Here is an 11,464-nt window from a genome sequence, read left to right as displayed (position 1 = left end):
CCACCAAACCCCCCCCCACACACCCGACCCGCCCCCCCCCACCGGACTTATTTTTATTTTTTTAAAAAAAAAAAAAAAAAAAACACCCCCCCCCCCCCCGCAGCTCCTACATTGGATTGCGTGATGCTCAGGACTGTTTTTCGAACTTCAGGTCCCACACGCCATGCCCAAGACGTTCGCCACGGCGTTCGAACTTGGTGATCGGGCGTTCGGTCGGACGCGGGACGCATTTGCCGTCTTCGGCAAGGTTGCGATAGCCCGGGGCGACGTTCATCACTTCCAGCATGTATTCGGCATACGGTTCCCAGTCGGTGGCCATGTGCAGAATGCCGCCAACCTTCAACTTGCTGCGCACCAGTTCAGCGAACGACGCCTGAACGATACGACGCTTGTGGTGACGGCTCTTGTGCCACGGGTCCGGGAAAAACAGCATCAGACGATCGAGGCTGTTGTCGGCGATGCAGCGGTTGAGCACTTCAATCGCGTCGCAATCGTAGACCCGCAGGTTGGTCAGGCCCTGCGTCAGCACGCCGTTGAGCAGCGCACCGACACCCGGACGGTGAACTTCAACGCCAATGAAATCCTGATCCGGTGCAGCCGCCGCCATTTCCAGCAGCGAATGGCCCATGCCGAAACCGATTTCCAGCGAGCGCGGTGCGGAGCGGCCGAACACCTGGTCGTAATCAACCGGCGCGTCGGCCAATGGCAGCACGAACAGCGGCGTGCCTTGATCCAGACCTTTCTGCTGGCCTTCGGTCATGCGCCCGGCGCGCATCACGAAGCTCTTGATGCGGCGGTGTTGGCGCTCGTCGCCTTCTTCCGTCTGGATTGGCGTGTCGTTCGATTCAGTCATCAATGGCTCTTACTTGATCAGACCATCCAGCGGCGAAGAGGCGCTGGCATAGAGTTTTTTCGGCATACGGCCGGCGAGGTAGGCCAGACGGCCTGCAACGATGGCGTGTTTCATGGCTTCAGCCATCATGATCGGCGAACCGGCGTGGGCGATGGCCGAGTTCATCAGCACCGCATCACAGCCCAGTTCCATGGAGATGGTGGCGTCGGAGGCAGTACCGACACCGGCATCCACCAGCACCGGGATTTTCGCTTCTTCGAGGATAATCTGCAGGTTGTACGGATTGCAGATACCCAAGCCTGAACCGATCAGACCGGCCAGCGGCATCACCGCGATGCAGCCGATTTCCGCCAACTGACGGGCGATGATCGGGTCATCGCTGGTGTAAACCATCACGTCGAAGCCTTCTTTGACCAGCGTTTCGGCGGCCTTGAGGGTTTCGATCACGTTGGGGAACAAGGTTTTCTGATCGGCCAGCACTTCCAGCTTCACCAGATTGTGGCCATCGAGCAGCTCACGGGCCAGGCGGCAGGTGCGCACGGCTTCGATGGCGTCGTAGCAACCGGCGGTGTTCGGCAGGAAGGTGTAGCGATCCGGCGACAGCACGTCGAGCAGGTTCGGCTCGCCCTCGATCTGGCCGAGGTTGGTGCGGCGTACGGCGAAGGTAACGATTTCGGCACCCGAGGCTTCGATGGCTGCGCGGGTTTCTTCCATGTCACGGTACTTGCCGGTACCAACCAGCAAACGCGACTGGTAAGTACGACCGGCCAGAACGAAAGGCTTGTCGCTACGAACGATGCTCATGGGGAATCCTCTGTTGGGGTGAGGGACTTGCAGAATTCTGTGACCGCACAGGCTGTGCTGTTCAGCCGCCGCCGATGGCGTGCACCACTTCGACGTTGTCGCCGTCGTTGAGCGCGGTATCGGCATGCAGGCTGCGCGGGACGATATCCAGATTGAGTTCAACCGCCACCCGGCGTCCGGTCAGATCCAGACGGGTCAGCAGGGCCGCAACGGTTTCACCGTCGGGCAGTTCAAGGGATTCGCCGTTCAACTGAATGCGCATGCGCTAGGCCGCCATCATTTTTAGGGGGTGGCATTCTAGCCCGATCATGACCTAAAGGTCAGCACCAAGCGTCAAGCGGTTAGCTCAGGCGCCAGGCGGCGATGCCCAGGCATATCCAGCCGACCAGAAATGCCAGACCGCCAAACGGGGTAATGATGCCGAGCTTGCTGATGCCGGTGGTGGTCAGCACATAAAGGCTGCCGGAGAACAGCAGAATGCCCACGGCGAACGAAACACCGGCCCAGGTCACCAGTCGCCCCTGAATTTGTGTCGCCAGCAGCGCGACACCGAACAACGCGAGCGTGTGCACCAGTTGATAGGTGACGCCCGTGTGGAAAATCGCCAGATATTCGGGGGTCAGGCGGCTTTTCAGACCATGGGCGGCGAATGCGCCCAGCGCCACACCGGTAAAGCCAAAGAAAGCAGCCAGCATCAGAAAGCCACGCAGCATGAAGAACTCCAGTCAGACTCAATCGGCGGGGTCTGTATAATGGCCCGCTCAACCGGTTCGGCCAAGCCATCTCTATGCTGCGTTCAATTTTCCGTCGCGTTACAAAAGCCCTGCTCTGGTTCGCGGGCGGCAGCGTGTTGCTGGTCCTGCTGTTTCGCTTCGTGCCGCCCCCGGGTACGGCACTGATGGTCGAGCGCAAGATCGAATCCTGGGTCGACGGCGAGCCGATTGACCTGCAACGCACCTGGAAGCCGTGGGACGAGATCTCGGACGACCTGAAGGTGGCGGTGATTGCCGGCGAAGACCAGAAATTCCCCGAACACTGGGGTTTTGATTTCGGGGCAATTCAGGCGGCGCTGGCACACAACGAACTGGGCGGTACCGTTCGCGGCGCCAGCACCTTGAGCCAGCAAGTCTCGAAGAACCTGTTCCTGTGGTCGGGCCGCAGTTATCTGCGCAAAGGCCTGGAAGCGTGGTTTACCGCGCTGATCGAGGTGTTGTGGCCCAAGCAGCGGATTCTTGAGGTGTACCTGAACAGCGTCGAATGGGATGACGGGGTGTTTGGCGCCGAAGCCGCTGCCAGGCATCACTTTGGCGTGAGCGCCAGGTCGTTGTCCCGGCAGCAGGCGAGTTATCTGGCGGCGGTACTGCCCAATCCGCGAGTGTGGAGCGCCAGCCATCCGACCGCTTATGTGTCGCGCCGCGCCGGATGGATTCGCCAGCAAATGAGCCAGTTGGGTGGGGACAGCTATTTGCTGGGTCTCAACGATTCGCGCCGGGCGCCTTGGGCGCAATAACCCCAAAGATCTATATGTAGGAGTGAGCCTGCTCGCGATTGCGGTTTGACAGTCAACATTGCCGTCACTGACATACCGCAATCGCGAGCAGGCTCACTCCTACAGGGGTTTTATGTTGAGCCAAATGAAAACGCCCCGATCATCGCTGATCGGGGCGTTTTTGTTTGTCGCGGCGCCGGTTATGCGGCGATCGACAACTTGAGCTTGTTCATCGCGCTCTTCTCGAGCTGACGAATACGCTCGGCCGACACGTTGTACTTCTGTGCGAGGTCGTGCAGCGTGGCCTTCTCTTCTGCCAGCCAGCGCTGGTAGAGGATGTCACGGCTGCGTTCGTCCAGCACTTCCAGTGCTTCGTGCAGGTTGTTGTTGGAGTTGTCGCTCCAGTCTGCGTCTTCCAGTTGACGGGCCGGGTCGTACCGGTGGTCTTCCAGATAGTTGGCCGGCGACTGGAATGCACTGTCGTCGTCCGCTTCAGCAGCCGGGTCGAAGGCCATGTCATGACCAGTCAGGCGGCTTTCCATCTCGCGCACTTCACGCGGTTCAACGCCGAGGCTTTCCGCCACACGGTGGACTTCCTCGTTGTTCAGCCACGCCAGACGTTTCTTCTGGCTGCGCAGGTTGAAGAACAGCTTGCGCTGGGCCTTGGTGGTCGCGACTTTCACAATGCGCCAGTTGCGCAGGATGAACTCGTGAATTTCCGCCTTGATCCAGTGCACGGCGAACGACACCAGACGCACGCCCATTTCCGGGTTGAAACGTTTTACAGCCTTCATCAGGCCGACGTTACCTTCCTGGATCAGGTCAGCCTGAGCCAGACCGTAGCCGGAATAGCTACGGGCGATATGTACGACAAAACGCAGGTGGGCGAGCACCATCTGCCGAGCCGCCCCCAAATCCTGCTCATAGTAGAGACTCTCGGCCAGTTCACGCTCCTGCTCCGGCGTCAGCAATGGAATGCTGTTCACGGTGTGCACATAGGCTTCCAGGTTTGCGCCTGGAACCAACGCGTACGCAGGTTGCAAAGAATTGGTCATACGAAAAAACCTCCCACTTACATTACTCGTGCCTTTCAGCACTGCGAAAAATTGACCGGGAACTCAAAAGGAAGTTCCCTTAAAAACCGCAAGGTCAATCACGCGCAAAAAAGATTCTACTTCGGCGCCAGCTCCCTGAGATGACGTGCGACTGCAATCCATGCACCGATATAACCCAACAGCACCGCGCCAAGCAAGAGCGACAGACCATCGGCAACTGGCACTCCGGCCAGCGCAAAATCACTGCCGTACAAACCGGCCAGCCCAACCACCGCGTCGTTCAGCCAGTCCAGGCCGAACGCCAGCACACCCCAGGACAGAACCCCCGCACCCAAGCCATACAGCGCGCCCATATAAAGGAAGGGACGACGCACATAGCTGTCAGTGCCGCCGACGAGTTTAATCACTTCTATCTCTGTGCGGCGGTTTTCAATATGAAGACGAATGGTATTGCCTATCACCAAAAGTAATGCAGAAACCAGAAGCACCGTCAGACCGAAGACAAACCGGTCACCGAGCTTGAGGATGGCAGCCAGACGCTCGACCCAGACTAGATCAAGTTGCGCCTGTTGTACCTTGGGCAGCTCGGAAAGTTTTTGTCTTAATGCTTCCAGCGTCGTCTTGTCGACTTCGTTCGGGGTGACCAGCACCACGCCGGGCAGCGGGTTCTCGGGCAGATCGCGCAGGGCTTCGCCCAATCCGGACTGCTGCTGGAACTCCTCAAGCGCCTGATCGCGGCCGACATATTCAGCATCAGCTACGCCGGGCATGCCTTTGATCTGCTCACGCAGCGACTCGCCCTGCTCGGGGCTGGCGTCGAGTTGCAGGTACAGCGAAATCTGCGCCGCACGCTGCCACGAACCACCCAGCCGCTCGACATTACTGAGCAACAGCGACAAACCCATCGGCAAACTCAGCGCCACAGCCATCACCATGCAGGTGAAAAAGCTGCCAATCGGCTGCTTGCCGAGGCGACGCAGGCTGTCCATCAGGCTGGCGCGGTGGTTTTCAATCCACGAACGCAACAGCGTGGAGAAGTCCGGGCCGTCATCGTCGTCGTGTTTTTTCTTTTTCGGTGGCTGCGGATCGGCGGCCTTCGGGGCCACACGCTCGGAAACCTTAGGACTGCGAGTAGCACTCATTCCCCGGCCTCCCCGTCGCCAATCAATCGGCCGCGTTGCAGCGTCAGCATGCGATGGCGCATGCGCGCAATCAGCGCCAGGTCGTGACTGGCGATCAGTACGCTGGTGCCCAGTCGGTTGATATCCTCGAACACGCCCATGATTTCGGCCGCCAGACGCGGGTCGAGGTTACCGGTCGGTTCGTCCGCCAGCAGCAAGGCCGGACGGTGAACGATGGCGCGGGCGATGCCGACGCGCTGCTGTTGACCGGTGGACAGGTCGCCCGGGTACAGATCGGTTTTATCCGACAGTGCCACGCGCTCCAGCGCCGAATCCACACGCTTGGCGATCTCGGCCTTGGACAACCCGAGGATCTGCAACGGCAGCGCGACGTTGTTGAACACCGTACGATCGAACAGCAACTGGTGATTCTGGAACACCACGCCGATCTGTCGACGCAGGTACGGAATCTGCGCATTGCTGATGGTGCTCAGGTCTTGCCCGGCCAGCAGCAGTTTGCCGCTGGTCGGACGTTCCATCGCCAACAACAGCCGTAAAAGCGTGGATTTACCGGCACCGGAGTGGCCGGTAACAAACAAGAACTCGCCACGACGGACTCGAAAGCTCAGCTCATGCAAGCCGACGTGACCGTTCGGGTAGCGTTTACCGACCTGTTCGAAACGAATCATGAACGCTCCCGCTCGGCAAAGAGTGCCTGGACAAAGGGTTCTGCTTCAAAAGTACGCAAATCGTCGATGCCTTCACCGACGCCGATGTAGCGGATCGGCAGACCGAACTGCTTGGCCAGGGCGAAAATCACCCCGCCCTTGGCGGTGCCGTCGAGTTTGGTCAGCGCCAGGCCGGTCAAAGTGACGGTCTGGTTGAATTGCTTGGCCTGATTGATCGCGTTCTGGCCGGTGCCGGCGTCGAGCACCAGCAGCACTTCGTGCGGCGCGTCTTCGTCGAGCTTGCCGATCACCCGGCGAACCTTTTTCAGTTCTTCCATCAGGTTGTCTTTGGTGTGCAGACGACCGGCGGTGTCAGCGATCAACACGTCAACGCCACGGGCCTTGGCGGCCTGCACGGCATCGAAGATCACCGAAGCCGAATCGGCGCCAGTGTGCTGGGCGATCACCGGAATCTTGTTGCGCTCGCCCCAGACCTGCAATTGCTCCACGGCAGCGGCGCGGAAGGTGTCACCGGCAGCCAGCATGACTTTCTTGCCTTCCAGTTGCAGCTTCTTCGCCAGTTTGCCGATGGTGGTGGTTTTACCGGCGCCGTTGACGCCAACCACCAGAATCACGAACGGTTTGTTCTGCGAGACGATTTTCAGCGGTTGCTCAACGGGTTTGAGCATCGCGGCCAGTTCGGCTTGCAGGGATTTGTACAGTGCGTCGGCGTCGGCCAGCTCTTTGCGGGCAACCTTCTGGGTCAGGCGCTGAATGATCTGCGTGGTGGCCTCGACACCCACGTCGGCGGTCAGCAGACGGGTTTCGAGGTCATCAAGCAACTCGTCATCAATGATTTTGCGGCCAAGAAACAGGCTGGCCATGCCTTCGCCGATACTGGCGCTGGTCTTCGACAAGCCTTGCTTGAGGCGGGCGAAGAAACCGGCCTTGGACTCTTCGGTGCGCGGCGCTTCGACCGGGGTTTCGACGACTGGCTCCGCTGCAACGACGGGTGCAGCAACGACTGGTGCTGCGACAACCGGCGCGGGCACGGGCTGCTGAACAACCGGGGCAACCGGTTCGACGGACACCGGAGCCACTGTCTCGGCAACGACCGGCACTGGCTCGACCACAACCTCAACCACCGGCTCAATCACCGGGGCCTGAACCGGTTCCGGAGCCAACGCCGTCGGTGCCGAAATCGGTGGAGTGATATGCGGCGCGGCCTCTTCAACCAGTGCCACCGGCTCTTCCGCTACCGGCAAGGTCAGCCACGGCTCGGCCGCCGGCGACAGCGGCAGTTCAGCCGCAACAGGCGCTTCAGGCTCAGCCTCGACCACCGGCTGCAACACCGGTTCGGCAATCGGCAGCACAATCGGCGCCGGCTCTTCTTCTATTACAGGTGCCGGAGCGGGCTCAGGAATCGCAGGCGGCTGTTCGAGGACGGGTTCCTGCGGCTTTTTGCGCAGCCATCCGAACAGGCTTTTTTTCTCGCCAGCCGCAGCTGGGGTCTTCTTGTCGTCGTTGGAACCAAACATGGAGGACGGCTATCTCACGGTAGCGACGCGCCATAAGGGCGCCCCGGCAAATAAATATTCGATGCAGAACAGACTGTGTTTCACCCAGCTTGTTCACGCGCAACATTTTGTCGAGGCGCCAAAGGCACCTCAAAGGTCGACTAATACGAAGGACTGGAACGGCATCGTCGGCGAAAACGCAGAGTTTAGCTGACAAACTCAAAGCTTCTGCCGGAAACCCATACAACCTATCGACTGATCAATGGCCTGATAGGCGTGGCCGCCAGTAAAACGGATCAGTATCCTAGCACCTCCTCGCCCGCCTAGGCTAAGACCAAGCGGGCAGCTCAACAGGTTTAAAAACGAATGAATGCTCTAGCCCGCCGCGCCGCTGGCCTGCTGCTCAGCACAGTCTGCCTGCCCCTTTCGGCCCTGGCCGCCGACCCGCAACCGACTCACGAATTCACCCTCGACAACGGCTTGAAGGTCGTCGTGCGCGAAGACCATCGCGCGCCGGTGGTGGTATCGCAGATCTGGTACAAGGTCGGCTCCAGCTACGAAACCCCGGGCCAGACCGGTCTGTCTCACGCACTGGAACACATGATGTTCAAGGGCAGCGAGAAAATCGGCCCCGGCGAAGCGTCGCTGATCCTGCGCGACCTCGGCGCCGAAGAGAACGCATTCACCAGCGATGACTTCACCGCTTATTACCAGGTGCTCGCTCGCGATCGTCTGGGCGTAGCCTTCGAACTGGAAGCTGACCGCATGGCCACTCTGCGCCTGCCGGCTGACGAGTTCGCCAAGGAAATCGAAGTCATCAAGGAAGAGCGCCGTCTGCGCACCGATGACAAACCGATGTCCAAGGCTTACGAGCGCTTCAAGGCCATGGCTTACCCGGCCAGCGGTTACCACACGCCGACCATCGGCTGGATGGCTGACCTGGACCGGATGAAGGTCGAGGAACTGCGTCACTGGTATCAATCCTGGTATGTGCCGAACAACGCCACGCTGGTGGTGGTCGGTGACGTTACCCCGGACGAAGTCAAAACCCTCGCCCAGCGTTACTTCGGGCCAATCGCCAGGCGCGATGTGCCGCCATCGAAAAAACCGCTGGAACTGGCCGAGCCCGGCGAACGTCTGATCACCCTGCATGTGCAGACTCAACTGCCTAGCCTGATGCTTGGTTTCAACGTGCCGAGCATCGCCACCGCCGAAGACAAACGCTCGGTGAATGCCCTGCGCCTGATTTCGGCGCTGTTGGACGGCGGCTATAGCGGTCGCATCCCGACGCAACTGGAACGCGGCGAAGAGCTGGTGTCCGGCGGTTCGTCGAGCTACGACGCTTACACCCGTGGCGACAGCCTGTTCACCTTGTCGGCCACGCCGAATACCCAGAAGAAAAAGACCATGGCCCAGGCCGAGGCCGGTCTGTGGAAACTGCTGGAACAACTGAAAACCACCGCGCCGACCGCCGAAGAGCTGGCGCGCGTGCGTGCACAAGTGATTGCCGGTCTGGTTTTCGAGCGTGACTCGATCACCAGCCAGGCCACCGCCATCGGCCAGCTTGAGACCGTCGGTCTGTCCTGGAAGCTGATGGACACCGAACTCGCCGATCTGGAAAGCGTGACCCCGCAAGATATCCAGGACGCCGCCAAGCTGTACTTCACCCGCGAACGTCTCAGCGTCGCCCACGTCCTGCCACTGGAGACGACTCATGAGTGAGCGCAAAACCCCACGCCTGCTGCTCGGCCTAATCGCCGTAGCCGTCATCGGCTCCGCCGCGTTCTATCTGGTACCGAGCGACAAAACCAACGCCAGTGAGGCGCTGGACAACGCCAAGACCAGCCAGAAGTTGCAATCGCTGGCCGAACTCGACGGCAAGGCCCCGGCCACGCGCAAACTGGACGTGCAGACCTGGAACACCGCCGAAGGCACCAAGGTGCTGTTCGTCGAGGCCCATGAGCTGCCGATGTTCGACATGCGTCTGATCTTCGCCGCCGGCAGCAGCCAGGACGGCAAGTCACCGGGTCTGGCCGTGCTGACCAACGCCATGCTCAACGAAGGCGTGGCCGGCAAGGATGTCAGCGCTATCGCCCAGGGTTTTGAAAGCCTCGGTGCGGACTTCGGCAATGGCGCCTACCGCGACATGGCGATTGCTTCGCTGCGCAGCCTGAGTGCCCCCGAGCAACGCGAACCGGCGCTGAAACTGTTCTCGGAAGTGATTGGCAAGCCGACTTTCCCGGCCGATTCCTTCGCCCGCATCAAGAACCAGATGCTCGCCGGTTTCGAATACCAGAAACAGAACCCCGGCAAACTCGCCAGCCTGGAACTGATGAAGCGTCTGTATGGCGATCATCCGTATGCGAATTCCAGCGACGGCACGGCGCAAACCGTTCCGAAGATCACCCTCGCGCAACTGCGTGAATTCCATGAGAAGGCCTACGCGGCCGGCAACGTGGTGATTGCGCTGGTCGGTGATCTGTCGCGCAGCGAAGCCGAGACGATTGCCAATCAGGTGTCCGGCGCCCTGCCGAGAGGCCCGGCGCTGGCGAAAATCGCCCAGCCGCAGGAACCGAAAGCCAGCATCGGCCACATCGAGTTTCCGTCAAAGCAGACCAACCTGATGATCGCCCAACTGGGCATCGACCGTGACGACCCGGATTACGCTGCGCTGTCGATGGGCAACCAGATCCTTGGCGGCGGTGGTTTCGGCACCCGTCTGATGAGCGAAGTACGTGAGAAGCGCGGCCTGACTTACGGTGTGTACTCGGGTTTCAGCCCGATGCAGGCTCGCGGCCCGTTCATGATCAATCTGCAGACCCGCGCAGAAATGAGCGAAGGCACGCTGAAACTGGTGCAGGACGTGCTCGCCGATTACTTGAAGACCGGCCCGACCCAGAAAGAACTCGACGACGCCAAACGCGAACTGGCCGGCAGCTTCCCGCTGTCCACCGCGAGCAACGCCGACATCGTTGGCCAGCTAGGCGCGATGGGCTTCTATAATCTGCCGCTGACCTATCTGGACGACTTCATGCGTCAGTCCCAGAGCCTCACGGTCGAGCAAGTCAAAGACGCAATGAACAAACACTTGAGTACGGACAAACTGGTCATCGTCAGCGCTGGCCCGACCGTGCCGCAAAAGCCGTTACCGGCCCCATCTGATAAACCTGCCGAGCAACCGCTCGGGGTTCCGGAGCATTAATGGCTACTCGTCCAAAGAAACCCGTCCACAACGTCCATAACGGCGTGAATCAGCTGCGCATCATTGGAGGTGAATGGGGCAGCCGCAAGCTGAGCTTCCCCGATGCGCCGGGCCTGCGCCCGACGCCGGACCGGGTGCGGGAAACCCTGTTCAACTGGCTCGCACCGTACGTAGAGGGCGCGAAAGTGCTCGATCCGTTTGCCGGCAGCGGCGCGCTGTTCCTCGAAGCACTGTCCCGGGGGGCGGCCATGGGTCAGGCGCTGGACGCCAGCAACATCGCGGTCTCCAGCCTGAAAGAACACCTCGGCACGCTGCGCTGCACCACCGGTCAGGTGCAGACGGCTGACGCCCTGCGCTATCTGGAAACCCAGACTGCAACTGCCTACGACCTGGTGTTCCTCGACCCGCCGTTCAACCAGAACCTGCTGCCGGCAGTGTGCACGCTGCTGGAAGAGCGCCAATGGCTGGCCGACGATGCGTGGGTCTACACTGAAAGCGAGACCGCGCCATCGACCCTCGGCCTGCCGGGCAACTGGCGCCTGCACCGCGAGCAGAAATCCGGGCGCGTTTACTACGCGTTGTGGCAACGTACGGCAGAGATCACCGGCTAACTGAAAGCCGGGAAAAAACCTGTGGCGAGGGAGCTTGCTCCCGCTGGGTCGCGAAGCGGCCCCCTTTTCAAAACAGGGACTGCTGCGCAGTCCAGCGGGAGCAAGCTCCCTCGCCACAAAAGTGTGTGTGCTCTGAAAATTGAC

The 11,464-nt window shown here is 60.5% G+C and carries 12 protein-coding genes; 4 read left to right on the top strand and 8 right to left on the bottom strand.

Annotation, left to right across the window (positions count from 1 at the left end):
- Positions 1 to 127: 127 nt before the first annotated feature.
- The 4 genes from trmB to ACIOZM_RS11810 all read right to left on the bottom strand — a co-directional run bounded on the left by trmB (position 128) and on the right by ACIOZM_RS11810 (position 2,370).
- Complete coding sequence (gene trmB / locus ACIOZM_RS11825) at positions 128 to 853, bottom strand: tRNA (guanosine(46)-N7)-methyltransferase TrmB (RefSeq protein WP_401213612.1); 726 nt, start codon at positions 851 to 853, stop codon at positions 128 to 130.
- A gap of 9 nt (positions 854 to 862) precedes the next feature.
- Positions 863 to 1,657, bottom strand: a complete 795-nt coding sequence (locus tag ACIOZM_RS11820; RefSeq protein WP_401213610.1) for a thiazole synthase — start codon at positions 1,655 to 1,657, stop codon at positions 863 to 865.
- A 61-nt stretch (positions 1,658 to 1,718) separates the two neighbouring features.
- Positions 1,719 to 1,919 (bottom strand): sulfur carrier protein ThiS, encoded by a 201-nt coding sequence (gene thiS / locus ACIOZM_RS11815; protein ID WP_401213608.1) that lies wholly within the window; start codon positions 1,917 to 1,919, stop codon positions 1,719 to 1,721.
- Positions 1,920 to 1,998: 79 nt separating this feature from the next.
- On the bottom strand, positions 1,999 to 2,370 hold the full coding sequence (locus tag ACIOZM_RS11810) for a DUF423 domain-containing protein (RefSeq protein WP_401213605.1): 372 nt from the start codon (positions 2,368 to 2,370) through the stop codon (positions 1,999 to 2,001).
- A gap of 74 nt (positions 2,371 to 2,444) precedes the next feature.
- Between ACIOZM_RS11810 and mtgA the strand changes: the two genes are divergently transcribed.
- Positions 2,445 to 3,167 carry a monofunctional biosynthetic peptidoglycan transglycosylase gene (mtgA, locus tag ACIOZM_RS11805; protein ID WP_401213602.1) on the top strand — a complete coding sequence of 241 codons (723 nt, stop codon included), beginning with the start codon at positions 2,445 to 2,447 and terminating at the stop codon, positions 3,165 to 3,167.
- 179 nt (positions 3,168 to 3,346) lie between these two features.
- Here mtgA and rpoH read toward each other — a convergent pair whose 3' ends face one another.
- The 4 genes from rpoH to ftsY form a co-directional block, all read right to left on the bottom strand.
- Positions 3,347 to 4,201, bottom strand: coding sequence for an RNA polymerase sigma factor RpoH (gene rpoH, locus ACIOZM_RS11800; RefSeq protein WP_042561557.1), 855 nt, complete (start codon positions 4,199 to 4,201; stop codon positions 3,347 to 3,349).
- 116 nt (positions 4,202 to 4,317) lie between these two features.
- Positions 4,318 to 5,343, bottom strand: coding sequence for a permease-like cell division protein FtsX (gene ftsX, locus ACIOZM_RS11795; RefSeq protein ID WP_401213599.1), 1,026 nt, complete (start codon positions 5,341 to 5,343; stop codon positions 4,318 to 4,320).
- Positions 5,340 to 6,011, bottom strand: a complete 672-nt coding sequence (ftsE, locus tag ACIOZM_RS11790) for a cell division ATP-binding protein FtsE (RefSeq protein WP_401213597.1) — start codon at positions 6,009 to 6,011, stop codon at positions 5,340 to 5,342. Before ftsE ends, ftsX begins: the two co-directional genes overlap by 4 nt.
- Entirely contained in the window at positions 6,008 to 7,528 is a 1,521-nt protein-coding gene (gene ftsY / locus ACIOZM_RS11785) for a signal recognition particle-docking protein FtsY (RefSeq protein WP_401213594.1), read from the bottom strand. Before ftsY ends, ftsE begins: the two co-directional genes overlap by 4 nt.
- Positions 7,529 to 7,873: 345 nt before the next feature.
- Here ftsY and ACIOZM_RS11780 point away from each other — a divergent pair, with 345 nt between their 5' ends.
- From ACIOZM_RS11780 to rsmD, 3 genes are read left to right on the top strand one after another with little or no spacing between them, the layout of a single operon-like run.
- Positions 7,874 to 9,229 carry a M16 family metallopeptidase gene (locus ACIOZM_RS11780; protein ID WP_401213592.1) on the top strand — a complete coding sequence of 452 codons (1,356 nt, stop codon included), beginning with the start codon at positions 7,874 to 7,876 and terminating at the stop codon, positions 9,227 to 9,229.
- Positions 9,222 to 10,709 carry a M16 family metallopeptidase gene (locus tag ACIOZM_RS11775; RefSeq protein WP_401213590.1) on the top strand — a complete coding sequence of 496 codons (1,488 nt, stop codon included), beginning with the start codon at positions 9,222 to 9,224 and terminating at the stop codon, positions 10,707 to 10,709. The genes ACIOZM_RS11780 and ACIOZM_RS11775 overlap by 8 nt, the downstream gene beginning before the upstream one ends.
- Positions 10,709 to 11,320, top strand: a complete 612-nt coding sequence (rsmD, locus tag ACIOZM_RS11770) for a 16S rRNA (guanine(966)-N(2))-methyltransferase RsmD (protein ID WP_401213587.1) — start codon at positions 10,709 to 10,711, stop codon at positions 11,318 to 11,320. The genes ACIOZM_RS11775 and rsmD overlap by 1 nt, the downstream gene beginning before the upstream one ends.
- Positions 11,321 to 11,464 lie beyond the last annotated feature (144 nt).

The organism is Pseudomonas sp. NPDC087346, assembly GCF_044744235.1.
In the GTDB taxonomy this organism is placed as follows: Bacteria; Pseudomonadota; Gammaproteobacteria; order Pseudomonadales; family Pseudomonadaceae; genus Aquipseudomonas.
The sequence above is the reverse complement of the archived record's forward strand: the minus strand, read 5'-3'. Positions and strand labels throughout refer to the sequence as shown.

Excerpts from the sequence above, each read along its gene's own strand:
- ACIOZM_RS11820 (WP_401213610.1), bottom strand. The coding sequence starts at position 1,657 with ATGAGCATCGTTCGTAGCGACAAGCCTTTCGTTCTGGCCGGTCGTACT.
- rsmD (WP_401213587.1), top strand. The coding sequence starts at position 10,709 with ATGGCTACTCGTCCAAAGAAACCCGTCCACAACGTCCATAACGGCGTG.
- thiS (WP_401213608.1), bottom strand. The coding sequence starts at position 1,919 with ATGCGCATTCAGTTGAACGGCGAATCCCTTGAACTGCCCGACGGTGAA.
- rpoH (WP_042561557.1), bottom strand. The coding sequence starts at position 4,201 with ATGACCAATTCTTTGCAACCTGCGTACGCGTTGGTTCCAGGCGCAAAC.
- ftsE (WP_401213597.1), bottom strand. The coding sequence starts at position 6,011 with ATGATTCGTTTCGAACAGGTCGGTAAACGCTACCCGAACGGTCACGTC.
- ACIOZM_RS11780 (WP_401213592.1), top strand. The coding sequence starts at position 7,874 with ATGAATGCTCTAGCCCGCCGCGCCGCTGGCCTGCTGCTCAGCACAGTC.
- ftsX (WP_401213599.1), bottom strand. The coding sequence starts at position 5,343 with ATGAGTGCTACTCGCAGTCCTAAGGTTTCCGAGCGTGTGGCCCCGAAG.
- ACIOZM_RS11775 (WP_401213590.1), top strand. The coding sequence starts at position 9,222 with ATGAGTGAGCGCAAAACCCCACGCCTGCTGCTCGGCCTAATCGCCGTA.
- trmB (WP_401213612.1), bottom strand. The coding sequence starts at position 853 with ATGACTGAATCGAACGACACGCCAATCCAGACGGAAGAAGGCGACGAG.
- ACIOZM_RS11810 (WP_401213605.1), bottom strand. The coding sequence starts at position 2,370 with ATGCTGCGTGGCTTTCTGATGCTGGCTGCTTTCTTTGGCTTTACCGGT.
- ftsY (WP_401213594.1), bottom strand. The coding sequence starts at position 7,528 with ATGTTTGGTTCCAACGACGACAAGAAGACCCCAGCTGCGGCTGGCGAG.
- mtgA (WP_401213602.1), top strand. The coding sequence starts at position 2,445 with ATGCTGCGTTCAATTTTCCGTCGCGTTACAAAAGCCCTGCTCTGGTTC.